We start from the raw sequence: 24,893 nt of genomic DNA, 5'->3' as shown, positions 1-24,893 counted from the left end.
CGGGCTGCCGCTGGCCAAGCGGCGCTTCGAGCGCACCACCATGACCCAGGTGCACAGGATCAACCAGTGAACGCCCACACGGAACTCGCGGGCCTGGACGAGCAGCGCGCCGCCTGGGTCGCCGAGGCCTGGCGGCATGTCACCGGCGACCGGCTGCGCGAGCTGGTCACCGGGCTGGTGGACATCGCGAGCCCTACGGGGGACGAGGGGCCGCTGGCCCGGCACATCGCCAGTGCTATGTCACATTCCATCAAGGATTCAACCGTCCAGCCCCTCGACGACCGCCAAGCCAACGCCCGGTCCCGCCTCAAAGGCGACGGCACCGGCCCCGACCTCATGCTCTACGCCCCCATCGACACCCTCACCGTCGGCGACGAGCGCGAGGACCTCCCCTGGATCGGCCCGGAGTTGCGGGAGGACATGCGGCCGCGGGCGACGGTCTACGACGACCTGGTCACCGGCCTCGGCGCCTCCAACCCCAAGGGGCACGCGGCCTGCGTGATGATGGCCGCCGAGGCGATCGCCCGCGCCGGCCTCCCGCTCACCGGCGACCTGGTCGCGGCGTTCGGCGCGGGCGGTATGCCCACCAACGCGCGGCCCGGCAGCCCGAGGCTCAACACCGGGCAGGGCGCGGGCTGTTCGTTCCTCCTGGAGCAGGGCGTGTGGACGGACTTCGCGGTCATCGCCAAGCCCGGCTGGACGGTCTCCTGGGACGAGGTCGGCCTGGTCTGGTTCGAGGTCACCGTGCACGGCACGCACACCTACGTCGGCTCCCGCCACCGGCTGCCGTACGACAACGCGATCGCCCACGCCGGGGAGGTGGCCCGGTACCTGGAGGAGTGGTTCGCCGAGTACGCCGAGCGGCACACCGGCGGCACGGTCGCCCCGCAGGGCATCGTCTCCTCCGTGCGCGCCGGCTGGCCCCGGATGGCCGCGGTCACCCCGGCCTCCTGCACCCTGATGGTGGACCTGCGGATCGCGCCCGGCACGACCCCGATGCAGGCCAAACGGGAGTTCCTGGCCGCCCTCGGCAAACTGCCCGGCGACGTCACCGCCGAGATGGTCCTGGCCATTCCCGGCACCCGGACCGACCCGGACAGCTGGATCCGCCGCTCCGCGACCGCCGCCTGGGAGGCCTTCGAGGGGCGTGCGCACGAGGTGATCCGCGGCAACAGCGGCGCCACCGACGCCAACATCCTGCGCGGGCGCGGCATCCCGACGGTCCGCGTCGGCATGCCGAAGGTCCCGCAGGACGGGGCGCCCTTCGAGATCGACTTCGCGCGCGGCATGAACACCGTCTCCGTGCGGGCGATGGAGAAGCTCACCCGCCATCTGGTCCGTACCGCCGTCGACACCGTCACCCGCACCCGTACAGAGACCCTTGGAGACCCGGCATGACCGAGATCGTCCTGGGTGTCGGCGCGTCGCACAGCACGCTGATGAACACCCACTGGGACCAGACCTTCCACAAGGACCGTGCCGAACGCTTCCGTGACGCCCTCGGGGAGGCCCGCGACCGGCTGGCCGCCGCCCGCCCGGACACGGTGGTGCTGGTCGGCTCCAACCACTTCCGCGGCTTCTGGCTGGACCTCGTCCCGAGCTTCACCCTCGGCGTGGGCGAGTGCATCGCGAGCGGCGAGTCCGGCACCCCGAAGGGCCCGCAGCCGGTCGACGTCCCGCTGGCCCGGCACCTCGCCGACTCGCTTGTCGAGAGCCACGGTTTCGACATCGCCTTCTCCGCCCGGCTGCAGATCGACCACGGCCAGTCGCACGCGATCCAGTACCTGCTGGAGGGCCTGGACGTGGAGATCGTCCCGCTGGTCGTCAACGTCTTCGCACCGCCGCTGCCGACCCTGGAGCGCTGCGAGCAACTCGGCCGCGCCATCAGGGAGACGGTGCTCTCCTTCCCGGCGGACCGGCGGGTCGCGGTCGTCGGCTCGGGCGGGCTCTCGCACCGGCTGCCCTGGCCCGACTGGCGTGCACCGCACGGCGACGACGAGGAGTTCATGGTCGACGCCTGGCTCAACGGCCGGGAGAACTGGCAGGACTACGACGTCCGCCGCCGCGAGATCATCCGGGCCGCCGAGGCCGCGCTCTCCCCGGAGTTCGACGACGAGTTCCTCACCCTCCTGGAGCGCGGCGAGACCCGCCGGCTCACCGGTCTCACCACCGAGGACCTGGAGAAGCGGGCCGGCAACGGCGCCCAGGAGATCCGCACCTGGCTGCTGATGGCGGCCGCCCTCGGCCACGTCCCCGGGCAGCGGCTGGCCTACGAGCAGTTGCCCGAGTGGCTCACCGCCATGGCCGTCGCCGTCCTCGACCCCGCGCAGCCCACCTCTCCCGCCTCGCCCGAGTCCCCCACGTCTCCCGAAAGGCAGTCATGAGCATCTGGACCGAACTGACCGGCACCGACCACCGTCTCGCCTACGTCGACGCCGGCGGCATCCGCACCCGCGCCCTGCAGGCCGGGCCGGAGGACGGCGAGCACGTGGTGTTCCTGCACGGCACCACCGGCCACCTGGAGGCCTTCGTCAAGAACATCCCGGTGCACGCGGCGGCCGGCTACCGCGTCCACGCCGTCGACATGCTCGGCCACGGCTACACCGACAAGCCCGACCGGCCCGGTGAGATCCCCGCCTACGTCGAGCACCTGATCGCCTACCTGGACGCCGTCGGTGCCGAGCGGGCGCACCTGGTCGGTGAGTCGCTGGGCGGCTGGGTGGCGTCCTGGGCGGCGAGCGAGCACCCGGACCGGGTCGCCTCGCTCCAGCTGCTGTGCATGGGCGGCACGAAGATCAACCCGCAGGTGATGGAGCGGCTGAAGGCCTCGACGCGGGCGGCGGCCCTGGAGGACGACATCTCCCTGACCCGGGAGCGGCTGCGGCTGCTGTGGGCGGAGTGGGACGAGGACCTCGGCGAGGAGCTGACCCGGGTCCGGTACGAGATCTACCACCAGCCGGAATTCCAGCAGAACCTGGACAACCTGCTGGCCCTCCAGGAGGTCGACCGGCGCGAGCGCAACCTGCTGCGGCCGGACCGGATGGCCCGGATCAAGGCGCCCACCCTCGTGGTCTGGGCCAACAAGAACCCGTTCGGGGACGTCCCGGAGGGCGAGGCCATCGCCGCCGCGATCCCCGGGGCCCGGCTGGAGGTCTTCACCGAGTGCGGGCACTGGCCGCAGCACGAGAAGGCCGAGCTGTACAACCCGCTCAGCCTGGCGTTCCTCGGTGCGGCCGGCTAACGGTACGGCGAATTTACACGTGGCCTATGGCCTGATTACGGGGCACATGATTCCGTTTCCTGCATGACCACGGACTGACCGGGAGGTTCCGCCCATGACCGTCACCACGGTCGGCCGCGCCGACACCACTCAAGCCGAACCCGCACCGGCCGTTCCGCGCGGTTCCCTGATCCCGCGGGCCGAGGCTCCCGGTCCCGATCCCATGAACTCGGTCCTCGGCAAGGTCAGGCCCATCCTGGAGGCGTTCAACGCCGACGACGACGCGCTGTCCCTGGCGGAGCTGGTGCGCCGGACCGGGGTGGCCAAGGCGACCGTGCACCGGCTCGCGCAGGAGCTGGTCGTCTGGGGGCTGCTGGAGCGCTCGGGCTGCGACTACCGGCTGGGGCTCAGGCTCTTCGAGATCGGGCAGCGGGTGCACCGGCAGCGGATCCTGCGCGAGGTGGCCCAGCCGTACATGGAGGACCTGCTGCTGGCCACCCAGGAGACCATCCACTTCGCCATCCACGACAGCCTGGACGTCGTGTACCTGGAGAAGATCTTCCCGCACCGCGGCCTGAGCGAGGAGTCCCGGGTCGCGGGGCGGCTGCCGCTGTACTGCACGGCCACCGGGAAGGCGATCCTGGCGTTCTCGCCCGCCTCCCTGTTCGCCGAGGTGGTCAGGAACGGGATGAAGCCGCTGACCCGGCACACGGTGACCTCGCCGGGCCGGCTGCGGGCCCAGCTGGAGCGGATCCGGGCCGACGGTGTGGCGTCCGAGGCGGAGGAGATCCGGCTGGGCTACGCGAGCATGGCGGTGCCCGTCTTCAGCCCGCAGTCCACGCTGGTGGGGGCGCTGTCCATCACCGCGCCCACCTACCGGATGGACGGCCCCGGCCACGCCGTGGCGCTGCGTACCGCCGCCCTGGGCATCGCCAGGTCGCTGCGGTGAGCGCGGTACTGGACGAGGTCCTGGCGCGGGCGCGGGGGCTGGTCGGGGAGTGGGAGAGCGAGGACTGCGGGGTGCTCGCCGTGAAGGACTTCTGCCGGTACGCGGCGGCCCTGAACGACGTCGGCTACCTCCGCCGGGCCCGGGCCCAGGAGGCCGCCGGGGAGCCGGTCGCCGCACCGGCGCTGTTCCTCGCCGGGACGATGAGCTGGCAGGACGGCCCGGCCGAGGACGAGTTGCGTCCGGACGGACTGGCCGCCCGGGAGTCGCCGTGCACCCAGGGCCTGCCGGTCCGCCAGGTGCACGGGGGCCAGACGGTGACGCTGCGGCGGGCCCCGGTGGCCGGCACCCGGGTGACCGCCGCCCGGGCGGTGACGTCGGCGGACCGGCGGCAGGGGCGCGCCGGCGACTTCGTCCTGCTGGGCGTCACCACCCGTTTCACCGCACCGGACGGTGCCGAACTGATGGCGATGGACGAGACGATCGTCGTACTGGAGGGTCCGTGAGCGCCGCCCCCGCGGCCGGGCAGGTGTGCCCGCCGCGCTCCTACACGCACAGCGCCGTACAGGTGTTCCGGTTCAGCGCGGTGTCGTGGAACTCGCATCGCATCCACTACGACGCCGGGTACGCCGCGTCCGAGGGGTTCCCCGGAGTCGTCGTACAGTCCACCCTGCACGGCGAGACCCTCAGCCGCTATGCGCTGGAGTGGGCCGGGCCGGAGGCCGCGCTGGAGTCCGTGGGCTGGCGCAACCGTGCCACGGCCGTGGTGGGCGAGCCGCTCACCTGGACCGGGACGGTCCGTGCGGCCGAGCCCTGTGACGCGGGAACGCGCGTGACGCTCGACGTCGCCGTGGTGAAGGGCGACGGCGTCCCCTGCGTCACCGGGCACGTGGAACTCACTTGGCGTGCTGCGCGTACCAGGCCTTGAGCAGGGTGGTGTCCAGGTCGGGGGACTTCTTGATCAGCTTCTGGTCGAGGAGGAAGTCGACGATCTTCTGTGACGAGGTGATGTCAGCGCCGTCGAGGGAGCGGGCGGCGAAGGTGATCTCCGGCAGCACCTTCTCCGTGTCCGCGACAGGGAGTTTCACCTGCTTGTTCGAGGCCTCGGCGGCCGCCTCGGGGTCGGAGGTGACCAGCTTGTCCGCCTGGGCGACGGCCTTGAAGACCTTGCCGGCGGTGTCCTGGTTGTCCTTGAGCCACGACTGGTCGGCCAGCAGCCACTGCACGTAGCGCACCCCGAAGTCGCCGATGCGTGCGGTGATGTGCCCGCCGGACGCGGCGCCCCTGGCCGCCCAGGGCTCGTACAGGATGTATCCGTCGATGGAGCCGCGTTCCAGCATGCCGGGGATCTCCGGGGCCGAACTCTGGAGGATCTTCACGGAGTTCGGGGCGATGCCGTTGTGCAGCAGGTACTGGTGGGTGGCGTACAGGCCGAGGCCGCCGATCGACGCCATGGTTCTGATCTGCCTGGGCGAGGTGATCCCCTTGCGCAGGACGACCTTGAGGTAGCGGTCGGAGGACTGGAAGACGCCGAGGGCGCGCAGTCCGGGGTCGGTGACCATGAGCGGCAGGGCGGTCGAGTCGGCGTTGGCCGCGATCTGCGCGGTGCCCGCCGTCACCGCCTGGGAGGCGGCGGGCCCGCCCTCCGTCTTCACCAGCTCGACGTTCACGCCCGCCTTCTTGAACAGCCCGCGCTCCTCGGCGAGATAGAAGGGGGCGTACGAGGCGTCGATGCCGAGGGCGACCCGCACCGTCGGCAGCCCCGCCGCCGACGTCCCCGCCGAGTCCGTCGACCCCGCCGTGCAGGCCGTGGTGAGGAACAGGGCCAGTGCCGCACCCGCGACACCTCTCCTGCCGATCGCGTCCGTGTGCATGTCGCCCTCCCGGCGTCGTGCTGCGTGGATGGAGGGACGACGGTCCCAGCGCCGGGCCGGGACGCGTAAGCGAAGCGTCCTGCTGGCCGGAACGGCCGGGGCGGGCCCCGTGTCCCGCTCACCGGAACGAAGCGGCACGGGCGGGCAGGCGCGGGCGGCGCGTCCTGCTCACCGGAACGAACCCGTAGGGCGGTATCCGGTCCCGCTCCTACGCTCCCGGGCCATGAGCGTTCCCACCGACGTGCCGACGAGCACGGACACCCCCGGCACGATCGAGACGGACATCCTGATCGTCGGCGCCGGCCCGGCCGGTCTCTACGGCGCCTACTACGCCGGCTTCCGCGGGCTGCGCGTCACCGTCATGGACGTGCTTCCGCAGCTGGGCGGGCAGATCAGCGCGATGTACCCGGAGAAGCCCATCCACGACATCGCCGGGTTCCCGGCGGTGCGCGGCCGGGACCTGGTGGCGAACCTGGTCGCGCAGGCGGAGCCGTACGGGCCGCGCTACCTCCTCGGCCACCGGGCCGTGGAGCTGACGCACGGGCCCGACCTGTACCCGGTCGTGCGCAGCGACCGGGGGGCCGTGGTCCGGGCCGGGGCGGTGGTCGTGACCGGCGGGGTGGGCACCTTCACGCCCCGGCCGCTGCCGGCCGGCGAGGACTTCCTGGGGCGCGGCCAGGTGTACTTCGTGCCGGACCCCGCCGAGCACACCGGCCGGGACGTGGTGGTGGTCGGCGGCGGTGACAGCGCCTTCGACTGGGCCGCCGTCCTCGCCCCGATCGCCCGGTCCGTGCGGCTGGTGCACCGCACCGCCCGCTTCCGCGCCCACCACGCGAGCGTGGAGAAGGTCCGCGGACTCGGTATCGAGATCATCACCGACACCGAGGTCAGCGCCCTGCACGGCACCGCGCACGTGGAGCGGGTCGAGCTGCGGCACCGCACCACCAAGGCGACCAGGGAGGTCCCGGCCCAGGGCGTGGTCGCGGCCCTCGGCTTCATCGCCGACCTCGGCCCGCTCCAGCACTGGGGGCTCGCCCTGAACGCCCGCCGGATCGCCGTCGACACCCGCATGGCCACCAACCTGCCCCGGGTCTTCGCCGCCGGCGACATCACCGACTACCCGGGCAAGGTGCGCCTGATCGCCGTGGGCTTCGGCGAGGTCGCCACCGCCGTGAACAACGCGGCCACCGTCATCGACCCCGAGGCCGCGCTGTTCCCCGGCCACTCGACAGATTCCTGAGGAGAACCGACATGGCCTACGTCATCGGATCGGCCTGCGTCGACATCATGGACCGCTCCTGTGTCGAGGAGTGCCCCGTCGACTGCATCTACGAGGGCGAGCGCAAGCTCTACATCAACCCGACGGAGTGCATCGACTGCGGTGCCTGCGAGACGGCCTGTCCCGAGCAGGCGATCACCGTGGACCGGCTCGCCGACCCCGAGTTCCGCGCCGACAACAAGCGGTTCTTCGAGGAGACCCTGCCGGGCAGGGCGGCGCCGCTCGGGTCGCCGGGCGGGGCGAACGGCCTCGGCCCGGTGGGCGTGGACACCCCGCTGGTGGAGGCCCGTTGATGCGCGTCGGCGTCCGTGTCCCGCCCTGCGACCGGGCCGACCGCGTACTGGAGACCGTACGGCGGGCGGAGGAACTCGGCTTCGACGACGTCTGGTTCCCGGACTCCCAGCTGCTGTGGCGGGACGTGTTCACCACGCTCACCGCCGCCGCCCTCGGCACCGACCGCATCGGCCTCGGCACCGCCGTCACCAACCTGGCGACCCGGCACCCGGCCGTGGTGGCCTCCGCCGCCCGCAGTGTCGCCGAACTCGCGCCCGGCCGCTTCACCCTGGGCCTCGGTGTCGGCAACAGCTCGGTCGGCCCGGTCGGGCTGCGGCAGAGCACCTCGGCGGCGATGCGCGAGGGCGTCGGGATGCTGCGCGCCCTGCTCGGTGGTGCGGAGTGGGAGTTCCCGGGCGGGGTCCGCTCACGCCTGCGCGACCCGGGCCCGGAGTCTCCGGGAAGTCCGGGGAGTCCGGGAAATCCGGGTATCCCCCTTCACCTGGCCGCGAGCGGGCCGAAGAACCTGCGGCTGGCCGGCGAGATCGCCGACGGGGTGATCCTGCTGAGCGGGGTCTCCCCGCGGACCCTCGCCCAGGCGACCGCCCGGGTCCGGGAGGGCGCCGCCGGACGTCCGGCCCGGCTGCCGCTCACCGTCTCCGCGTTCTGTGCCGTCACCGACGACGTGGAGGCCGAGGCCCGGCAGCTCAAGCCGATCTGCGCCTCGATCGCCCAGAACGGCGGGGCACCGTTCCTCGCGCTCGCGGGCATCGACGTCCACGTGCCGGAAAAGGTCGGGGGCGTCTACCCGGACCTCGTCCACGCGGAGGACTGGGAGGCGGCCGTCCGCATCTGCTCGGCCTGGATCAGCGACGAGAACGCGCTCCGGTTCGCCGAGGAGTTCTGCCTGTTCGGCACCGCCGACGACATCGCGGGCCGGCTGCGGGCCCTGCCCGCGAGCGGGGTCACCGGGGTGTTCCTCCAGCACGTCGGCTCCTACGACCCGCCCACCGAGCTGATCGAGGCCGTGGGCAGCGCTGTGCTGCCCCAACTCAACTGAGGGAGAAGACCGTGCACAAAGGCTATGTGCCCAGCAGGTTCGGCCAGTTGCACTACGCCGAGTGCGGTACCGGCGAGCCTGTCCTGATGCTGCATCAGACCCCGCGCTCCTGGACCGAGTACCTGGACGTGCTGCCGCTCGTCGGGTCCGGACACCGCGCGATCGCCATGGACACCCTCGGCTTCGGCGCCTCCGCCAGGCCCGAGGGGCCGCACTCCATAGAGCGGTTCGCCGACGCGGCCGAGGAGCTGGCCGACGCCCTCGGCCTGGACCGCTTCCATCTCGTCGGCCACCACACCGGCGGGGTGATCGCGGTGGAGCTGGCCGCCCGTCTCCAGGACCGGGTGGCCAGCCTCCTGCTGTCCGCCACCCCGTTCATCGACGACGAGAAGCGCCGGACGGCCGCCGAGCGCAAGCCCGTCGACCATGTGGACCCGGTGCCCGACGGCTCCCACCTCCTCGACCTGTGGAACCGGCGGCGCGGCTTCTACGAGGTGGGCCAGGAGGCCGCGCTCACCCGGTTCATGATCGACGCGCTGGCCGTCCTGGACAGCGTCGAGGACGGTCACGTCGCCGTCCGCGCCTACGGGATGGACCGGCGGCTGCCGCGGATCACCGCCCGTACGCTCGCCGTCTGCGCCCCCGGGGACCACTACTCGCTGCCCGCCCTGGAGAAGTTCGCCGCGGCCCTCGGCTGCGAGACGCGGGTGCTGTCCGGTGGGCACGTGCCCGTCCCCGAGCAGTTGCCCGGGGAGTTCGCCGAGGTGGTACGGGAATGGGCGGCGGCCGGGTAACGCGGTCACCTGAGGCCGATGTGCGCACCCGGGCCGAGCGGCAGGTCGAAGCCGTAGAAGACGCCCAGGATCGCCAGCCACACCACCAGGAACGGCACGGTGAAGACGGCCAGCCGGGAGATCAGGGTGCCGAGCCGGGCGTCGGGTTCGTAGCGGCGGAGCATCGCGAGGAGGAGGAAGACGTACGGGTTCATCGGCGTGATGATGCCGGTGGCCGAGTCGCCGATGCGGAACGCCGCCTGGCTGAGGGCCGGGCTCATGCCGAGCAGCATGAACGCCGGCACGAACACCGGCCCCACCAGCGACCACAGCGCCGACCCGGAGACGATGAACAGGTTCAGGCAGGCGGCGAGGAGCACGAACGCGACCAGCGCCCAGAACCCGGTCAGTCCGATCGCGTCCAGACCGGCCGCCGCCTTCACCGCCAGCAGGATGCCCACGTTGGACCAGTTGAACAGGGCGATGACCTGGGAGGCCACGAACATCAGGACGAGGTAGCCGGCCATGTTCTGCACGGACTCGGTCATCGCGGTGACCACGCCCTCCGAGCCGCTGAGCGCCTTGACCGTGAAGCCGTAGGTAAGGCCCGCCAGCAGGAACGCCCCGAACAGCACCGGGACGATGCCGGTCAGCAGCGGGGAGGGCACCAGCGCCCCGCCGTCGCCGCGCAGCGGACCGCCCTCGGGCAGCCACAGCGAGAGCACCGCGGCCACGTACGCCAGCACGACGAGTGCGGTGTGGAGCAGGCCCCGGCGCTGCGCCGGCGTGAGGGTGAGGTCCTGCTCCTCCTCCGGCTCGTCGGCGGCGGGCTCGTAGGGGCCCAGGCGGGGCTCCAGGACGCGGCTGATGAGGAAGCCGCCCAGGGCGCCGAGGACCAGACTGCTGGAGGCGGTGAAGAAGTAGTTGACGAGGAGGTTGAGGTCGAGGCCCTTGGCGGCGGGCAGCACCGAGGCCGCCTGCTGCGTGATGCCGATGTACAGGGCGTCCAGCGAGCCGATGGTGAACCCGGCCGCGTAGCCGGCGCCGACGCACGCGAAGCCGCCGATGAGACCGGCCACCGGGTGGCGGCCCGCGCTCTTGAAGACCACGGCGGCCAGCGGCGGCAGCACGATCGCGGCCACGTCACTGATCATGTGCGCCTGGCAGGCGACCAGCGCGACCAGGTACGGCAGCAGTGCCCGGGGCGCGCGGGCCAGGGTGGCCCGCATGACGGTCTCGAGGAGCCCGGCCTTCTCGGCCACGCCGACCGCCATGATCATGAGCAGTACGGCGGCGACGGGCGGGAAGGTCGCGAAGTTGGTGACCAGGTTCTCGGTCAGCCAGCGCACGCCCTCGCCGGTGAACAGCCCGGTGATGGGCTTGGTGTCGGTGGTGCCGGGGACGGTGACGTGCACCCCGCCGAGCGCGAGCGCGGTGGAGACCACGGCCAGCAGCAGGAAGAGCGCGGTGAACAGCAGGATTGGGTTGGGGAGCGCGTTGCCTGCGCGTTCGATCAGCGCGAGCACCCGGTCGACGCCGCTGGGCCGCCGCTGGTCCGGGGACTCGCTCGGGGCGGGAAGGCCGGTGAGTGAGGACATCAGAGCCGCCCTTCTGGCGCTGCCGGCAGGAGGTCCTTGCGTACGACGCCGTCCTGGACGACGCAGACGATGTTCGCGGGGTCGCCCAGGACGCCGATGTCCTGGAGCGGGTCGCCGTCGCAGATGATCAGGTCGGCGGTGCGGCCCGCGGCGAGGGTGCCGAGCCGGTCGGCGACGCCGAGCAGTTCGGCGGCGGTGCGGGTGCCGGCGACGATGGCGGCCATGGGGTCCATGCCGAGGTCCACCAGGTAGGAGAGCTCCATCAGGTTCACCCCGTGCGGGCCCACGGCGGCGTCCGTGCCGAGGGCGATCCGGGCACCATACTCGATGGCCCGCGCGATGTTCTCCTTGGTGACTCCGGACCAGCGGGTCTTCTTCTGGTAGTGGTAGTCGGGCATCGTCGCCTTGTTGATGCCGGCGTACACGGTGGACAGCGTCGGTACGACGAACACCCCGCGCTCCGCGGCCAGGTCGAGGGCGCGCTCGTCGAGGCCGTAGCCGTGCTCGATGCTGGTGACACCGCCGCGGATCGCGTTGAGGATGCCGGCGTTGCCCTGCGCGTGCGCGGCGACCGGCTTGCCGCCGTGCCGGCGGGCCTCGTCCACGACGGCCCGGATCTCCTCCTCCAGGAGGCCCTCGTCGTCGGGGTCGTCGTACGGGCTGCCCATGCCGCCGGTGGCGCAGACCTTCACCAGGTCGGCGCCGTCGCGCAGCACCCGGCGCACCGCGAGCCGGGCCGCCGCCGTGTCGTCGGCGATCTCGGACATCCCGGCGCTCAGATCGGTCCCGTCGGGCAGCCGGACGTCGGCGTGCCCGCCGGTGTGGCTGATGATGCGTACGGCGGTGTGCAGGCGCGGGCCGACGACCCGGCCGGTCTCCACGGCGGTCCGGAAGCCCGTCGACAGGCCGCCGAGGTCGCGGGCGGTGGTGATGCCGGCGTCGAGGGTCTGGCGCAGCCGGGTGACGGTGTCCAGAGTGACCAGGACCGGATCGAGTTCGGCGCGCCGCCCGGGATGCGAGCCGTGGGCGTAGGCGAGGTGGACGTGGCAGTCGAAGAAACCGGGCAGTACCGTGCGGCCACCGGCGTCGACGCTCCGCTCACCGGCGGCGGGCGGGGCGGTCGCGGCGGGACCGGCGTAGGCGATGGAGCCCTGGGCATCGATGGTGACCACGGCGTCATCCACCGGGGCGGCGCCGGTGCCGTCGATGAGGCGGGCACCGTGGATCCGCAGAGCGGTCTGGGGGGCGTCGGTTTCCGTCATGGGGTGCGGTCACTCCTCCTCTGTCGGAGACAGTCGAGAACAGTCGGGGACGGTCGTGAACAGTCGGGGACAGGAGAAGGGAGTGTGGAATGCTGAAGAAAACCTGGTGTGACGATGCAGACATGGCGCCGGATCTCCGCGCCGCGCGCAGAGAAACGCCGCTCATGGGCGTGCAGGATCGTGCCACCCCGGAACCGGAACTCGACGAGCTGGACCGGTGCGTCGTCCACGCCCTCCAGATCCATCCCCGGGCACCGTGGACGCTCGTCGGCGAGGTGCTCGGGGTCAACCCGGTCACCGCGGCCCGGCGCTGGCAGCGGCTCCAGGAGGCGGGTCTGGCCTGGGTGACCGCCTATCCCCGGCTGTACGACCCGCGGATCGTGGTCACCGGGACCGTCGAGGTGGACACCGAGCCGGGCGCCGCCGAGGACGTGGCGCAGGCCATCGCGAAGGACCCGGCCGTGCCCAACATCAAGCTCACGGCGGGCGGCCGGGACCTGGTGGCCGCGGTGCAGACCCGCAGCCTGCACGAGCTGGCCCGGGTCACCACCTCCCTCTTCCAGCGGACGCCGGGGGTGCGGGCGACCCGCACGCATGTCTCGACCGGCGTCTCCACGGAGGGCAGCCGGTGGCGGCTGCGCAGCCTGGACGAGGCCCAGGCCGCCCGCCTCGAAGCGGCGCTTCCCCCGTCCGGCCTCCCGGCGCCACTGGCCGAGCCGCGCTGGGAGGAGCTGGACACCCGCCTCCTGGAACTGCTCAGCGTGGACGGCCGGATGTCGCTGCGCGACCTGGCGGCGGCCACCGGAACCAGCCTCAGCACCCTGCGCCGCCGGGTGCAGTCACTGCTGGCCTCCCGGCTCTGCCTGCGCTGCGACCTGGCCCGGCCGCTGTCGGGCTGGCCGCTGTCGGCCGTCTACTTCGCCTCGGTGCCGGGCCGGTACGTCGAGGAGACCAGCAGGGTGCTGGCCGGGGTGCGCGAGGTCCGCTCGTGCGCGATCACGGCGGGGCCGTACAACCTGGTGATCGACGTCTGGCTCCGCGACCTGCGCGATGTGCACGCGTTCGAGGCCCACCTGTCCCGCAAGCTGCCCCGGCTGACCGTCGCCGACCGCTCGGTGGTGCTGCGCACGGTCAAGCACATGGGCCGCCTGCTCGACCACGACGGCCGCTGTGTGGGAGTGGTCCCGCTGCGGAACCCCCAGGTCCCCGGCGCGCACCGCGCGCGGTCCGGCTATGGGATCGACTGAGGCTCCGTGCGGGGTACGGCGGCGGGCTCCGTCCTGCCCCCGCCTTCCGTGCGCTGCCGGCCGAGGTGGTTGAAGACCAGGTTCAGCAGCACGGCAGCCACGCAGCCCGTCGAGATGCCCGAGTCGAGGACGATCCGGGCGGTCTCCGGGAAGGCGTGGTAGAAGTCCGGCGCGGTGATCGGGACGATACCGACGGCGAGGGAGACGGCGACGACCAGGATGTTCTCGTCCTTGTCGAGACCGGCCCTGACCAGGGTCTGGATGCCGCTGGCCGCCACCGACCCGAACAGGACCACGCCTGCGCCGCCCAGCACCGGGCGGGGTACGACGGCGATCAGCGAGGCGGCCATCGGGCACAGCCCCATCAGCACCAGGAAGCCGCCGCCGGCCGCGACCACGAACCGGCTGCGGATCCGGGTCATCGCGACCAGCCCGATGTTCTGCGCGAAGGCGCTGCACATGAACCCGTTGAAGAGCGGGCTGAGCGCCGAGCCGAGGGTGTCGGCGCGCAGTCCCGCCGCGATCGTCCGCTCGTCGGCGGGCCGTTCCACGATCTCGCCCAGGGCCAGCATGTCCGCGGTCGACTCGGTCATCGAGACCACCATCACCACGCACATCGACAGGATCGCGGCGATGTGGAACTGCGGGGCACCGAAGTGGAAGGGCGTCGGGAAGCCGACGACGTCCGCGTCCGCGACCGGGCCGAAGTCCGTGACACCGAACGGGATCGCGACCAGGGTGCCCGCCAGCAGGCCGATCAGCACGGCGATCTGCTTGACGAAGCCGCGGGTGAAACGGCGCAGGAGCAGGACGAGGAGGAGCGTCGCGGCGGCCAGCCCGAGGTACTTCGCCGAACCGTAGTCGTCCGCCGTGGAGTCGGGGCCCTGCGCCCAGCCGAAGGCCACCGGGAGCAGGGAGACGCCGATGAGGGTGATGACCGTGCCGGTGACGACGGGCGGGAAGAAGCGGACCGCCCTGCTGAAGAAGGGGGCGGCGAGGAAGCCGAGGAGGCCGGCGACGATCACCGCGCCGAAGATGACCGGCAGGGCGTCGGACTTGTCGTGGGTGGCGGCGGCTATCGCGGTCATCGGGGCGACCCCGGCGAAGGTGACGCCGTTGACGAAGGGCAGCCGGGCTCCGATGTTCCAGACGCCGAGGGTCTGGAGGAAGGTGGCGAGGCCCGCGGTGAACAGGCAGGCGCCGGTCAGGAAGGTCAGTTCGGTGCCGGTGAGGCCGATGGCCGCGCCGACGATCAGGGGCGGGGCGACCACTCCGGCGTACATGGCGGCCACGTGCTGCAGGCCCGTGGTGGCCATCTTCAGGGCGGGGAGTTTCTCGTCGACGGGATGCACGGGATGCGCGGACACGGGCGGCTCCTCCGGTCGGTTGACGCGTCGGCTCTGACACGGGTTTCAGGGAGGTGGTGCGTGCGGTCATGGGGGCACCTCCCGCTCGAGCGAAGCCGAGAGTGGGGGAGGGACCGAAGGACGGTGTGACCGTTCCTGGGCGCGCACGTGACAGTGCGCGCCCAGGAGACAGCCGCCGTGGACATGGTTCGGGTCCACGGCCACCGGCCGGGAGCCGTCCCTCCCGACCGGAGCTCAAGTGCCGTACGGCGGAGTGGGGTTACCGCCCGGAGAGCTGTGCCAGCCGCTGGGCCTCGGCCCGCGTGGCGCGTGCGATCGCGTCCTCGTCCACGTGCAGCAGGCGGTTGTCCTCAACGATCTGACGGCCGTTCACGAAGGAGGCGGTGACCGGGGCGGCCGCGCCGAAGACCAGGGCGGTCACCGGGTCGGCGATGGAGGCGTGGGCGAGGGTGTCCAGCCGCCAGAGCACCAGGTCGGCGAGCTTGCCGGGTTCGAGGGAGCCGATCTGGCTTGCCCGGCCCAGTACTTGGGCGCCGCCGTAGGTGCCGAGCCGCAGCGCCTGGCGGGCGTTGAGCGCGGCCTCCCTGTGCGCGCCGAGGCGGTTGATCAGGAGGGCGTTGCGCAGTTCGGTGTGGAGTTCGCCGGACTCGTTGGACGCGGTGCCGTCGACGCCGAGGCCGACCGGGACGCCGGCGGCGAGCATGTCGGGGACGCGCGCGATCCCGGCCGCGAGGCGGGCGTTGGAGGACGGGCAGTGGGCGACGCCGGTCCTCGTGCGGGCGAAGGCCGCGATGTCGGAGTCGTTCATGTGGACGCAGTGCGCCATCCACACGTCCTCGCCGAGCCAGCCGGTGGACTCGAAGTAGTCGGTCGGGCCCATGCCGAACAGCTCGTGGCAGAACTTCTCCTCCTCGACCGTCTCCGAGCCGTGGGTGTGCAGCCGTACCCCGAGGCGGCGGGCCAACTCGGCGCCCTCGCGCAGGAGTTCGGTGGAGACGGAGAAGGGCGAGCAGGGCGCGACGGCGACCTGGGTCATCGCGTCGAAGGAGGAGTCGTGGTGCTCCTTGACGGTCGCCTCGGTGGCGGCGAGGGCGCCTTCGAGGGTCTCGACGGCGAAGTCCGGAGGCAGCCCGCCGTCCTTCTCGCTGCGGTCCATGGAGCCGCGGGCGAGGGTGAAGCGGACGCCCGTCTCGCGGGCGGCGCGGATGATCGCGCCGGACAGGTCGCCGGAGTCCTTGGGGAAGACGTAGTGGTGGTCCATCGCGGTGGTCACGCCGCCCCGGGCCATCATCGCGAGCGAGCCCTGCGCGGCCGCGTACACCATGGGCTCGTCGATGCGCGCCCAGGTCGGGTACAGCGCGACCAGCCAGTTGAAGAGGTTGTGGTCGGTGGCCAGGCCCCGGGTGATCCACTGGTAGTAGTGGTGGTGGGTGTTGACCAGACCGGGGGTCACCAGGTGGCCGGTGGCGTCGATCCGGCGTACGACGTTCTCCAGGCCCTCGGGGGCCCGGCCCGCGCCGAGCGACTCGATGCGGTTGCCGGCGATGACCACGTACCCGTCGGCGTACTCGGTGTCCTGGGCGTCGACGGTCGCGATCGAACAGTTCTCGATGACGATGCGCTGGCCTGCTGCCATGGTTCGTCCTTTTCGCTCAGTGGACTTGTGGTGTGGGCACGGCAGGACCCCGGAGATTTGAGTGCCTCGGCCGAAGAGGCGGTTCCCCGGCCGAGGGTGCCGAAAAGGGGAGGTCAGAGGTTGGTGAGGTCCACCGGGATCCTCGCCTCGCAGCCGTCCCGGAGGATGGTCGCCTCGATCAGGCCGTAGGGCCGGTCGGCGGCGTAGTACACAGCACCGTCTTCGGTGGCGTTCTTGAGACCGAACGGCTCCAGGTCCACCAGGAAGTGGTGCTTGTTCGGGAGCGAGAAGCGGACCTCGTCTATCTCGCCGCGGTTGTTGATGATCCGCGAACCCATCTGGTAGAGCGTCTGCTGGAGCGAGAGGGAGTAGGTCTCGGCGAAGGCCTGGAGCATGTGCTTCTTCGTCTGCTCGTAGGACTTCTCCCAGCTCGGCATCTTCTGCTCGTCGTCGGTCCAGTTGAACCGCCAGCGGGCGGAGACCTGGGTGGCCAGGATGCGGTCGTACGCCTCGGGGAGGGTCGTGTACTTGTCCTTGACGTAGCCCCAGAACTCGGAGTTGGTCGAGTTCATCACGACGAGGTCCTTGAGGCCGGATATGACCTCCCACCGCGAACCGTCGTACGTGATCTGGGTGAGCCGGGTCTCCTGGCCCTTGCGCACGAAGGAGTGCTTGACCTCGTCGGCGCCGATGAACTTCGAGTTGGCGTCGGAGGCCTCGATGCGCTCCCAGGCGTACTCCTCGATCCGGATCCGGGCCGTGCTGATCGGCTCCTGGCTGGTCACGAAGTGCCGGGCCAGGTGGATGCCGAACTGTTCGGCGGACTCGATGCCGTGTTCCTTGGCGAACGCGAACACCGTGTTCTTGGTGGTGTCGGTCGGCAGGACGTTGGCGTTGGAGCCGGAGTAGTGCACCTCGTCCATGTCGCCGGAGAGCGACACCGACACGTTGAGGTCCTTGATGTGGTGGGTGGCACCGTCCCGCGTGATCTTCACGACCCGGTTCTCGGCCTTGCCGTACTGGTTCTGTCCAAGAATCGTAGGCATATGTAGCTAGCTCCCTCGGTAAACGGAGTAGCCGAACGGGTTGAGCAGCAGCGGTACGTGGTAGTGCTCGCCCGGTACGACGGCGAACGTGATCGCCACCTCCGGGAAGAACACCGCCGGTCCGCTGTCCCGATTCGCGGGGGCGTCCTGCTGCGCATCGGCTTGCTTCTTCGCGGTCTTCTCTTCGAAATACGGCTCCACTGCGAAGTCGAGCCGTACGTGTGTCGTCCCCTCCGGCAGGTCCGGAAGGTCCTTGCACCGGCCGTCCGCGTCGGTCGCGCTCCCGCCGAGCGTCTGCCAGTCGGCTGACCGGCCGCCGCGGGCGGACAGCCGGACGGCGACGCCCCCGGCGGGCCGGCCGACGCTGGTGTCCAGGATGTGCGTGGACACGGAGGCGGTGGTGCTGGTGCTCATGGTGTCAGGCGTCCTCTTCGACGAGTCGGGCGAGCCGGATGCGGTTGATCTTGCCCAGCTCGGTGCGGACGATCTCGCGCTCCCGCTCGGGCGGGTTGCCGATCCGCTCCCTGACCGCGTCCCGCATCTCCTCGCCGGTGCGGCCGGTGGCGCAGATCAGGAAGACATGGCCGAACCGCTCCTGGTAGGCCAGGTTGAGTTCGAGCATCTCCGCCTTGAGGGCGTCCCCGGCGCCGGCCATGCCGGACTGTTCCCGGGCCGAGGTGGGGTCACCCGGCTTGGGGCGGCCGATCGGCGGGTGTCCGGCCATGGCCTCCGCCAGGTCCGCCGCACTCAGCTCCGCCATGGCGGCGTCGCTGGCGGAGTAGAGGGCCTCGGGGGTGGCGTAGGGGCGGGCGGCGAGCAGCCGCCGGGCCCATGCCGTGGCGGCGCACGCCTCGTGGAGCGCGGCGAGCGCCGCGGGCTCCGCCAGGTCGTTGAACCTGGCCAGGCCCGGGGGCGTGGAAGTCGACGTCACGGGAGCCTCCGTGGCCGTAGGCGGCCTTCGTGCTGAACGGGCTGCCGTCAGCTAACGCCCTCCGGAACCCAGCGTCAACACTTTGTTGAAAATTCCGCGTAACAACCCACGGGCCGCGCCCGCCGGGTCAGCTGTCCTTGTCGCGGTTGAGGTAGTTGTAGACGGTGAAGCGGCTGACCCCGAGCGCGCTCGCCACGGTCTCCACGCCGTGCCGTACGGAGAAGGCGCCCCGCGCCTCCAGTATGCGCACGACCTCCTGCTTCGCCTTGCGGTCCAGGTCGGCCAGCGGTTTGCCCTGCTTGCGCTCCATGGCGGCCAGGATGTGGTCGAGGGAGTCCGCGAGCTGCGGCAGCCGTACGGCGACCACGTCGGCGCCCTCCCAGGCGAGCACGACGTCGTCGGGGCCGGCCTCGTCGGGCGGGAGCATCTCGCCGCCCATGGCGTCGACCAGCGGCTTCACGGCGGTGATGAAGGGCTCGTCCCCGTGTCCGGTCACTTGTCGTCGCCCTCCCCCACCACGTTGACCTGGAGCGAGATCCGGGTGGCCCCGGCCTCCAGGGCGCGGCGCAGCAGCGCGTCGACGGCGGTGAGCACGGTCTCGGAGCCGCCCTCCGCCGTGTTCCCGAACGGCCCGACGTCCACCGCGTCCAGCTCGGCCGCCTCGATGACCTCACGGGCGACCAGCGCGTGCGCGGGGGCCTCGTCGAGGTCGAAGGGCTCGGTCGTGAACTCCACTCTCAATCGCACGGGCTCAACCTAACGCGCGGCGCTGTTCTTCGGGCAGCCCTTCCGGCCTACCCGCTCTTGCGCAGGAAGCTCCGCAGCCGCCGCTCCGGCCAGGTGTTGATCACGTCGTCCTTGGTGAGCCAGCCGCGCTGGGCGGTTCCGATGCCGTACCGCATGTTGGCGAGGTGCGGGACTGCGTGGGCGTCGCTGTTCACGGCGAACTTCACGCCGTGCCGGCGGGCCCGCAGGATGTCCTCGTCGCGCAGGTCGAGGCGGTGCGGGTGGGCGTTGATCTCCAGGGCCGTGCCGGTGCGGGCGCAGGCGGCGAAGACCGCGTCCAGGTCGGCGTCGATGCCGGGCCGCTTGCCGATGAGCCGGGTGGTGGGGTGCCCGATGACATGGACGTACGGGTTTTCGCAGGCCCGGACGAGCCGCCTGGTCAGCTGCTCGCGGCTCTGCCTGAAGTGCGAGTGCACCGAGGCCACGCACAGGTCGAACCCGGCGAGGAAGTCGTCCGGCCAGTCCACCTCGCCCTCCGGGCCGATGTTCAGCTCGGTGCCGTGCAGCAGGCGCAGCCCGCCGCGCCGGCCCTTGGTGGGGTAGGTGCCGTCCAGTTCGCGCACCCGCTCCCGCTGGGCCAGCATCCGTTCGTCGGTCATGCGCTGCATGGCCAGGTCGGGCGCGTGGTCGGTGATCGCGTAGTAGGCGTAGCCGCGCGCGGCGGCCGCCTGCGCCATCTCCTCCAGCGGGGCGAGCCCGTCGGTGAGGTCGGTGTGGGTGTGCAGGTCGCCGCGCAGGTCGGCCTCGGTGACCAGGTCGGGCAGTTCACCGCGCAGCCCGGCCTCGATCTCCCCGCGGTCCTCGCGCAGGGTCGGCGGGATCCACGGCAGGCCGAGCCGGGCATACACCTCCTCCTCGGTCCGGGAGACGATCTTCTCGCCGCTCTCGGCGTCGAAGAGGCCGTACTCGGAGAGCTTGAGCTTCTGGTGCACCGCGATCTCCCGGGTGCGGATGTTGTGGGCCTTCGAGCCGGTGAAGTACTGCAGGGCGGCTCCCCACGAGTCCGGCGGTACGACCCGCAGGTCGACGTTGAGGCCCTTGCCGGTGCGCACGGACGTCTTGGTCCCGCCCTGCCCGATGACCTCGGTGACGTACGGCAGCCCGGTGAACGCCTTCATGACCGGCGCCGACTGCTCCGCCGCCGCGAGGATGTCGATGTCGCCGATGGTCTCCCGCATCCGGCGCAGCGAACCGGCGTACGTGCACCGTTCGCAGCCGGGCACCGCGGACAGGGCGGCGACGATGTCCTCGGCCAGTTCCATGGCCACGTCGATCTGCACCCGGCCGCCGGAGGACCGGAGCCGTTCGATGCCGTGGAGGATGTTCTCCTCGGTCTTCGGCCCGAAGCCCTTGAGGTCGCGCAGCCGTTCGTCGCGGATGGCGTCGGCGAGTTCCGCCACCGACGAGACGCCCAGTTCCTCGTAGACCGCCATGGCCTTCTTCGGGCCGAGGGTGGGGATGGCCGTCAGCCGCCGGACCCCGTCCGGGATCCGCGCCCGCAGTTCCTCGACCGCGGCCACGCTGCCGCTGTCGACGTACTCGCGGACCTTCTGGGCGATGGACTTCCCGACGTTCGGGATCTCCTGCAACGCCTTGAGGCCGAGGGTGGAGACATCGGCGTGGTGGCCGCCGAGGGACCGGGCGGCCTTCTCGTAGACCCGCGCCTTGAACGCGTCCCCACCGGTGATCGAGATCAGGTCGGCGTACTCCTGGAGCAGCGCGGCGACCTCGTCGTTGGACCGAGCCATGCCTTCAGGGTAGGGCGCGGGTTTTGCGCGGGCGCTCTTGACAGCTCTCCCCACCGACAGGCAATCTTCCATTAAGCAGAAACCAACTTCCATAATGTGGAAATAGAGCCAGTGGAAGGGAGCGCCCACCCCCATGGGATTTGCAGAGCAGCGCTTCACCGTCAACCTGTCGATCCTCTTCACGGAGCTCCCGCTTCTGGAGCGCCCCGCGGCCGCCGCCGCGGCCGGCTTCACCGCGGTCGAACTGTGGTGGCCCTGGGTCGACTCCCCCACCCCCGCGCGGTCCGAACTCGACGCGCTGCGCCAGGCGGTCACGGCCGCGGGCGTCCGGCTGACCGGCCTGAACTTCTACGCCGGACAACTGCCCGGACCCGACCGGGGCGCCCTGTCGGTCCCGGGCGAGGAGTCGGAGAGGTTCCGCGCCAACATCGACGTGGCGGCCGGTTTCGCCCGCTCCCTGGGCTGCCGGTCGCTCAACGCCCTGTACGGGAACCGGGTGGAAGGCGTGGACCCGGCCGAGCAGGACGCGCTGGCCCTGGAGAACCTGGTCCGCGCCGCGGAGGCGGCCGACCGCAACGGCGCGATCCTGCTGATCGAGGCGCTCAACGAGCCGGAGTCGCCGCGGTATCCGCTGGTGTCGGCGCCGGCCGCGGTCGAGGTCGTCGACAAAGTCAACGAGGCCTCGGGTCTCGGCAACGCGCGCTTCCTCATGGACCTCTACCACCTGTCCATGAACGGCGAGGACCTGCCGTCGGTGATCGAGCGGTACGCCTCGAAGACCGGCCACGTCCAGATCGCCGACAACCCGGGCCGCGGCGCCCCCGGCACGGGGTCGCTGCCGCTGGCGGACCTCCTCGACGGGTTGAGAAAGGCCGGGTACGACGGCTGGGTGGGCCTGGAGTACAAGCCGGGCGACCGCCCGAGCGCGGACGCCTTCGGCTGGCTGCCGAGGGAACAGCGCGCCGCCCGTTGACGTGACCGTCCCTGGGGGCCGCCGCCCCCAGACCCCCCGCTTCGGCCTTCGGCCTCGTCCTCGAACGCCGGACGGGCTGTGTGATCGACGCATCCAGAGAGGCACCCTCCATGAGCAGCACACTCCCCAAGATCGCCTGGATAGGCCTCGGCATCATGGGCTCCCCCATGTCCGAGAACCTGGTCAAGGCGGGTTACGACGTCACCGGCTTCACCCTGGAGCAGGACAAGCTGGACCGGCTGGCCGCCGCCGGCGGCAGCGCGGCCGGCTCGATCGCCGAGGCCGTGCGGGACGCCGACGTGGTCGTCACGATGGTGCCGGCATCTCCGCAGGTCGAGGCCATCGCCTACGGCCCGGACGGCATCCTGGCGAACGCGCGGTCCGGCGCGCTTCTCATCGACATGTCGTCCATCACCCCGCAGACCTCCGTCGACCTGGCGAAGGCGGCGCGGGACAAGGGCATCCGCGTACTCGACGCGCCCGTGTCCGGCGGCGAGGCAGGGGCCGTCGAGGCCGTGCTGTCCATCATGGTCGGCGGCGAGCAGGCCGACTTCGAGGCCGCCAAGCCGATCTTCGAGGCGCTGGGCAGGACCATCGTGCTGTGCGGTCCGCACGGCTCCGGCCAGACCGTGAAGGCCGCCAACCAGCTGATCGTGGCCGTGAACATCCAGGCGTGCGCCGAGGCCGTGGTCTTCCTGGAGAAGTCCGGCGTGGACCTGACGGCCGCGCTGGACGTCCTGAACGGCGGCCTGGCCGGCTCGACCGTGCTGACGCGGAAGAAGGAGAACTTCCTGAACCGCGACTTCAGGCCGGGTTTCCGGATCGACCTGCACCACAAGGACATGGGCATCGTGACGGACGCGGCCCGCAACGTCGGCGCCGCCCTGCCGGTCGGAGCCGTGGTGGCGCAACTGGTCGCCTCCCTGCGCGCGCAGGGCGACGGCGGTCTGGACCACTCGGCACTGCTGCGCTCGGTGGAGCGCCTGTCCGGCGCCCAGGTCTGAACCGGCCCCCTCGACTTCCGGGCGGTGCCGTCGCCGACATCTGTCCTGTCGCGCCCAGGTGCCGGCATCGCCCGGAACCCACTTCAACAAACTGTTGACGCCCAGGTCGACCCGATCCTAGGCTCCAAGAAGGCTCCACGAAGCGGAAACTCATTTCCGCTGACACCCGCACGGAAGGCCCACGATGTCGAAGCGCGTGCTCACCACCGAGTCCGGCGCCCCCGTCGCCGACAACCAGAACTCCGCCTCCGCCGGCGTCGGCGGCCCGCTGCTTCTCCAGGACCAGCACCTCCTCGAGAAGCTCGCGCGCTTCAACCGCGAGCGGATCCCGGAGCGCGTGGTGCACGCCCGCGGCAGCGGCGCCTACGGCTACTTCGAGGTCACCGACGACGTCACCGGCTTCACCCACGCCGACTTCCTGAGCACGGTCGGCAGGCGCACCGAGGTCTTCCTGCGGTTCTCGACGGTCGCCGACTCCCTCGGCGGCGCCGACGCCGTCCGCGACCCGCGCGGCTTCGCCGTCAAGTTCTATACGGAAGAGGGCAATTACGACCTCGTCGGGAACAACACCCCGGTGTTCTTCATCAAGGACCCGCTGAAGTTCCCCGACTTCATCCACTCGCAGAAGCGGGACCCCTTCACGGGCCGTCAGGAACCGGACAACGTCTGGGACTTCTGGGCGCACACCCCCGAGGCCACGCACCAGGTGACCTGGCTGATGGGCGACCGCGGCATCCCGGCGTCGTACCGCCATATGAACGGCTACGGCTCGCACACCTACCAGTGGACGAACGCCGAGGGCGAGGCCTTCTTCGTCAAGTACCACTTCAAGACCAACCAGGGGGTGCGCAGCCTGTCCGCCGAGCAGGCCGCCGAACTGGCGGGCAAGGACCCGAACTCGCACCAGACGGACCTGCTCCAGGCGATCGAGCGGGGCGTCAACCCGTCCTGGACCCTGTATGTCCAGATCATGCCCGCGGCCGAGGCGGCGGACTACCGCTTCAACCCGTTCGACCTGACCAAGGTCTGGCCGCACCGGGACCACCCGCTCCGGCGGGTGGGCCGCCTGGTCCTCGACCGCAACCCGGACAACGTCTTCGCCGAGGTCGAGCAGGCCGCCTTCTCCCCCAACAACTTCGTGCCGGGCATCGGTCCCTCCCCCGACAAGATGCTCCAGGGCCGGCTGTTCGCCTACGCGGACGCGCACCGCTACCGCCTGGGCGTCAACCACACCCTGCTCCCCGTCAACGCCCCGAAGGCGACGACCGCGCAGAACTACGGCCGGGACGGCTTCATGGCCAGCAACCCCCAGGGACGGCACGCCAGGAACTACGAGCCGAACTCCTACGACGGCCCGGTGGAGACCGGCCGCCCCCTGTCCGCGCCCCTCGCCGTGACCGGCCACACGGGCGCCCACGAGGCCCCGCCGCACACCAAGGACGACGACTTCTCCCAGGCGGGCGAGCTGTACCGCCTGATGTCCGAGGACGAGCGGCAGCGCCTGGTGGCCAACATCGCCGGCGGCCTCTCCCAGGTCTCCCGCGACGACGTGATCGAGAAGAACCTGGCCCACTTCCACGCCGCCGACCCGGAGTACGGCAGGCGGGTGACGGAGGCGGTCCGCGCCCTGCGCGAGGACTGACCCCCACAGACAGCCCCACAGACAGCCCCACAGACGGCCCGCGGCGGCCGACCGGCCCGGATGAGGGGTGGCCGGTCGGTGCCGGTGCGCGGGCGGGGCGAGGACCGCGGCGGCGTGCGAGCCAGTGCGGTGGTGAAGGAACCGGGCGCTCTTCCCGACCAGAGGGAAGGACGCCCCCGGTTCCGTCGCACCCGCCGCGGTCCCAGCCACCCTCCCCGAACCCCGTCC

At 71.5% G+C, this 24,893-nt stretch carries 25 protein-coding genes; 14 read left to right on the top strand and 11 right to left on the bottom strand.

Features of this window, described 5'->3' with window-relative positions; genetic code table 11:
* Positions 1-66 precede the first annotated feature (66 nt).
* The 6 genes from ACWGKQ_RS32940 (at position 67) to ACWGKQ_RS32915 (ending at position 5,094) form a co-directional block, all read left to right on the top strand.
* A complete protein-coding gene (locus ACWGKQ_RS32940) occupies positions 67-1,398 on the top strand; it encodes a M20 family metallopeptidase (protein WP_453295665.1) in 1,332 nt (443 codons plus the stop codon).
* Positions 1,395-2,384, top strand: a complete 990-nt coding sequence (locus ACWGKQ_RS32935; protein WP_453295664.1) for a DODA-type extradiol aromatic ring-opening family dioxygenase — start codon at positions 1,395-1,397, stop codon at positions 2,382-2,384. Before ACWGKQ_RS32940 ends, ACWGKQ_RS32935 begins: the two co-directional genes overlap by 4 nt.
* Positions 2,381-3,241, top strand: coding sequence for an alpha/beta fold hydrolase (locus ACWGKQ_RS32930; protein WP_453295663.1), 861 nt, complete (start codon positions 2,381-2,383; stop codon positions 3,239-3,241). Before ACWGKQ_RS32935 ends, ACWGKQ_RS32930 begins: the two co-directional genes overlap by 4 nt.
* 94 nt (positions 3,242-3,335) lie before the next feature.
* The gene (locus ACWGKQ_RS32925) at positions 3,336-4,169 is read left to right on the top strand and encodes an IclR family transcriptional regulator (RefSeq protein WP_453295662.1); all 834 of its coding nucleotides are present in this window, start codon (positions 3,336-3,338) and stop codon (positions 4,167-4,169) included.
* A complete protein-coding gene (locus tag ACWGKQ_RS32920) occupies positions 4,166-4,672 on the top strand; it encodes an FAS1-like dehydratase domain-containing protein (protein WP_453295661.1) in 507 nt (168 codons plus the stop codon). The genes ACWGKQ_RS32925 and ACWGKQ_RS32920 overlap by 4 nt, the downstream gene beginning before the upstream one ends.
* The gene (locus tag ACWGKQ_RS32915; RefSeq protein WP_453295660.1) at positions 4,669-5,094 is read left to right on the top strand and encodes an acyl dehydratase; all 426 of its coding nucleotides are present in this window, start codon (positions 4,669-4,671) and stop codon (positions 5,092-5,094) included. The genes ACWGKQ_RS32920 and ACWGKQ_RS32915 overlap by 4 nt, the downstream gene beginning before the upstream one ends.
* Here the strand turns inward: ACWGKQ_RS32915 and ACWGKQ_RS32910 are convergent.
* Positions 5,063-6,040: an ABC transporter substrate-binding protein gene (locus ACWGKQ_RS32910; RefSeq protein WP_453295659.1), complete on the bottom strand. Its 978-nt coding sequence runs from the start codon at positions 6,038-6,040 to the stop codon at positions 5,063-5,065. The two genes, ACWGKQ_RS32915 and ACWGKQ_RS32910, sit on opposite strands and share 32 nt — an antisense overlap.
* 223 nt (positions 6,041-6,263) lie before the next feature.
* On the opposite strand from ACWGKQ_RS32910, the gene ACWGKQ_RS32905 reads away from it, so the two are divergent.
* The 4 genes from ACWGKQ_RS32905 to ACWGKQ_RS32890 are packed head-to-tail and all read left to right on the top strand — an operon-like array spanning position 6,264 to position 9,446.
* On the top strand, positions 6,264-7,280 hold the full coding sequence (locus tag ACWGKQ_RS32905; protein ID WP_453295658.1) for an NAD(P)/FAD-dependent oxidoreductase: 1,017 nt from the start codon (positions 6,264-6,266) through the stop codon (positions 7,278-7,280).
* Between the two features lie 11 nt (positions 7,281-7,291).
* The gene (gene fdxA, locus ACWGKQ_RS32900; protein ID WP_453295657.1) at positions 7,292-7,612 is read left to right on the top strand and encodes a ferredoxin; all 321 of its coding nucleotides are present in this window, start codon (positions 7,292-7,294) and stop codon (positions 7,610-7,612) included.
* Entirely contained in the window at positions 7,612-8,652 is a 1,041-nt protein-coding gene (locus tag ACWGKQ_RS32895) for an LLM class flavin-dependent oxidoreductase (protein ID WP_453295656.1), read from the top strand. The genes fdxA and ACWGKQ_RS32895 overlap by 1 nt, the downstream gene beginning before the upstream one ends.
* Positions 8,653-8,663: 11 nt before the next feature.
* Positions 8,664-9,446 carry an alpha/beta fold hydrolase gene (locus tag ACWGKQ_RS32890; protein ID WP_453295655.1) on the top strand — a complete coding sequence of 261 codons (783 nt, stop codon included), beginning with the start codon at positions 8,664-8,666 and terminating at the stop codon, positions 9,444-9,446.
* A 5-nt stretch (positions 9,447-9,451) separates the two neighbouring features.
* On the opposite strand, the gene ACWGKQ_RS32885 is transcribed toward ACWGKQ_RS32890, so the two are convergent.
* Both ACWGKQ_RS32885 and ACWGKQ_RS32880 read right to left on the bottom strand, forming a co-directional pair.
* Positions 9,452-11,023 carry an AbgT family transporter gene (locus ACWGKQ_RS32885; protein WP_453295654.1) on the bottom strand — a complete coding sequence of 524 codons (1,572 nt, stop codon included), beginning with the start codon at positions 11,021-11,023 and terminating at the stop codon, positions 9,452-9,454.
* A complete protein-coding gene (locus tag ACWGKQ_RS32880; RefSeq protein WP_453295653.1) occupies positions 11,023-12,285 on the bottom strand; it encodes an amidohydrolase family protein in 1,263 nt (420 codons plus the stop codon). Before ACWGKQ_RS32880 ends, ACWGKQ_RS32885 begins: the two co-directional genes overlap by 1 nt.
* Before the next feature lie 122 nt (positions 12,286-12,407).
* On the opposite strand from ACWGKQ_RS32880, the gene ACWGKQ_RS32875 reads away from it, so the two are divergent.
* Complete coding sequence (locus tag ACWGKQ_RS32875; protein WP_453295652.1) at positions 12,408-13,532, top strand: Lrp/AsnC family transcriptional regulator; 1,125 nt, start codon at positions 12,408-12,410, stop codon at positions 13,530-13,532.
* On the opposite strand, the gene ACWGKQ_RS32870 is transcribed toward ACWGKQ_RS32875, so the two are convergent.
* The 8 genes from ACWGKQ_RS32870 to polX all read right to left on the bottom strand — a co-directional run bounded on the left by ACWGKQ_RS32870 (position 13,517) and on the right by polX (position 21,046).
* Positions 13,517-14,848, bottom strand: a complete 1,332-nt coding sequence (locus ACWGKQ_RS32870) for a nucleobase:cation symporter-2 family protein (RefSeq protein ID WP_453295681.1) — start codon at positions 14,846-14,848, stop codon at positions 13,517-13,519. The two genes, ACWGKQ_RS32875 and ACWGKQ_RS32870, sit on opposite strands and share 16 nt — an antisense overlap.
* Positions 14,849-15,158: 310 nt before the next feature.
* A complete protein-coding gene (locus ACWGKQ_RS32865) occupies positions 15,159-16,535 on the bottom strand; it encodes an 8-oxoguanine deaminase (protein ID WP_453295651.1) in 1,377 nt (458 codons plus the stop codon).
* A gap of 113 nt (positions 16,536-16,648) precedes the next feature.
* Complete coding sequence (pucL, locus tag ACWGKQ_RS32860) at positions 16,649-17,581, bottom strand: factor-independent urate hydroxylase (protein WP_453295650.1); 933 nt, start codon at positions 17,579-17,581, stop codon at positions 16,649-16,651.
* A 6-nt stretch (positions 17,582-17,587) separates the two neighbouring features.
* Positions 17,588-17,995: a hydroxyisourate hydrolase gene (gene uraH, locus ACWGKQ_RS32855; RefSeq protein ID WP_453295649.1), complete on the bottom strand. Its 408-nt coding sequence runs from the start codon at positions 17,993-17,995 to the stop codon at positions 17,588-17,590.
* 4 nt (positions 17,996-17,999) lie between these two features.
* Positions 18,000-18,512 (bottom strand): 2-oxo-4-hydroxy-4-carboxy-5-ureidoimidazoline decarboxylase, encoded by a 513-nt coding sequence (gene uraD / locus ACWGKQ_RS32850; RefSeq protein ID WP_453295648.1) that lies wholly within the window; start codon positions 18,510-18,512, stop codon positions 18,000-18,002.
* 127 nt (positions 18,513-18,639) lie between these two features.
* Positions 18,640-19,008, bottom strand: a complete 369-nt coding sequence (locus tag ACWGKQ_RS32845) for a helix-turn-helix domain-containing protein (RefSeq protein WP_453295647.1) — start codon at positions 19,006-19,008, stop codon at positions 18,640-18,642.
* Entirely contained in the window at positions 19,005-19,259 is a 255-nt protein-coding gene (locus ACWGKQ_RS32840) for a hypothetical protein (protein WP_453295646.1), read from the bottom strand. The genes ACWGKQ_RS32845 and ACWGKQ_RS32840 overlap by 4 nt, the downstream gene beginning before the upstream one ends.
* Positions 19,260-19,306: 47 nt before the next feature.
* On the bottom strand, positions 19,307-21,046 hold the full coding sequence (gene polX / locus ACWGKQ_RS32835) for a DNA polymerase/3'-5' exonuclease PolX (RefSeq protein ID WP_453295645.1): 1,740 nt from the start codon (positions 21,044-21,046) through the stop codon (positions 19,307-19,309).
* Positions 21,047-21,179: 133 nt separating this feature from the next.
* Between polX and ACWGKQ_RS32830 the strand changes: the two genes are divergently transcribed.
* From ACWGKQ_RS32830 to ACWGKQ_RS32820, 3 genes are all read left to right on the top strand, one after another.
* Positions 21,180-22,019 carry a TIM barrel protein gene (locus ACWGKQ_RS32830; protein ID WP_453295644.1) on the top strand — a complete coding sequence of 280 codons (840 nt, stop codon included), beginning with the start codon at positions 21,180-21,182 and terminating at the stop codon, positions 22,017-22,019.
* A 110-nt stretch (positions 22,020-22,129) separates the two neighbouring features.
* Positions 22,130-23,023 (top strand): 2-hydroxy-3-oxopropionate reductase, encoded by an 894-nt coding sequence (locus ACWGKQ_RS32825; protein ID WP_453295643.1) that lies wholly within the window; start codon positions 22,130-22,132, stop codon positions 23,021-23,023.
* A gap of 184 nt (positions 23,024-23,207) precedes the next feature.
* Positions 23,208-24,665: a catalase gene (locus ACWGKQ_RS32820; RefSeq protein WP_453295642.1), complete on the top strand. Its 1,458-nt coding sequence runs from the start codon at positions 23,208-23,210 to the stop codon at positions 24,663-24,665.
* Positions 24,666-24,893: the final 228 nt, after the last annotated feature.

The sequence above is a fragment of the Streptomyces sp. NPDC054770 genome (genome assembly GCF_053611985.1).
Note: the sequence above shows the minus strand (reverse complement) of the source record. Positions and strands in the feature narration are given on the sequence as shown.

What these genes read in the sequence shown, in the direction of transcription:
- ACWGKQ_RS32870 (WP_453295681.1), bottom strand. Translation starts at nt 14,848, where the DNA reads ATGGCCACCACGGGCCTGCAGCACGTGGCCGCCATGTACGCCGGAGTG.
- fdxA (WP_453295657.1), top strand. Translation starts at nt 7,292, where the DNA reads ATGGCCTACGTCATCGGATCGGCCTGCGTCGACATCATGGACCGCTCC.
- ACWGKQ_RS32895 (WP_453295656.1), top strand. Translation starts at nt 7,612, where the DNA reads ATGCGCGTCGGCGTCCGTGTCCCGCCCTGCGACCGGGCCGACCGCGTA.
- ACWGKQ_RS32865 (WP_453295651.1), bottom strand. Translation starts at nt 16,535, where the DNA reads ATGGCAGCAGGCCAGCGCATCGTCATCGAGAACTGTTCGATCGCGACC.
- ACWGKQ_RS32885 (WP_453295654.1), bottom strand. Translation starts at nt 11,023, where the DNA reads ATGTCCTCACTCACCGGCCTTCCCGCCCCGAGCGAGTCCCCGGACCAG.
- ACWGKQ_RS32930 (WP_453295663.1), top strand. Translation starts at nt 2,381, where the DNA reads ATGAGCATCTGGACCGAACTGACCGGCACCGACCACCGTCTCGCCTAC.
- ACWGKQ_RS32905 (WP_453295658.1), top strand. Translation starts at nt 6,264, where the DNA reads ATGAGCGTTCCCACCGACGTGCCGACGAGCACGGACACCCCCGGCACG.
- uraH (WP_453295649.1), bottom strand. Translation starts at nt 17,995, where the DNA reads ATGAGCACCAGCACCACCGCCTCCGTGTCCACGCACATCCTGGACACC.
- polX (WP_453295645.1), bottom strand. Translation starts at nt 21,046, where the DNA reads ATGGCTCGGTCCAACGACGAGGTCGCCGCGCTGCTCCAGGAGTACGCC.
- pucL (WP_453295650.1), bottom strand. Translation starts at nt 17,581, where the DNA reads ATGCCTACGATTCTTGGACAGAACCAGTACGGCAAGGCCGAGAACCGG.
- ACWGKQ_RS32830 (WP_453295644.1), top strand. Translation starts at nt 21,180, where the DNA reads ATGGGATTTGCAGAGCAGCGCTTCACCGTCAACCTGTCGATCCTCTTC.
- ACWGKQ_RS32935 (WP_453295664.1), top strand. Translation starts at nt 1,395, where the DNA reads ATGACCGAGATCGTCCTGGGTGTCGGCGCGTCGCACAGCACGCTGATG.
- ACWGKQ_RS32910 (WP_453295659.1), bottom strand. Translation starts at nt 6,040, where the DNA reads ATGCACACGGACGCGATCGGCAGGAGAGGTGTCGCGGGTGCGGCACTG.
- ACWGKQ_RS32880 (WP_453295653.1), bottom strand. Translation starts at nt 12,285, where the DNA reads ATGACGGAAACCGACGCCCCCCAGACCGCTCTGCGGATCCACGGTGCC.
- ACWGKQ_RS32875 (WP_453295652.1), top strand. Translation starts at nt 12,408, where the DNA reads ATGGCGCCGGATCTCCGCGCCGCGCGCAGAGAAACGCCGCTCATGGGC.
- ACWGKQ_RS32820 (WP_453295642.1), top strand. Translation starts at nt 23,208, where the DNA reads ATGTCGAAGCGCGTGCTCACCACCGAGTCCGGCGCCCCCGTCGCCGAC.
- ACWGKQ_RS32925 (WP_453295662.1), top strand. Translation starts at nt 3,336, where the DNA reads ATGACCGTCACCACGGTCGGCCGCGCCGACACCACTCAAGCCGAACCC.
- ACWGKQ_RS32825 (WP_453295643.1), top strand. Translation starts at nt 22,130, where the DNA reads ATGAGCAGCACACTCCCCAAGATCGCCTGGATAGGCCTCGGCATCATG.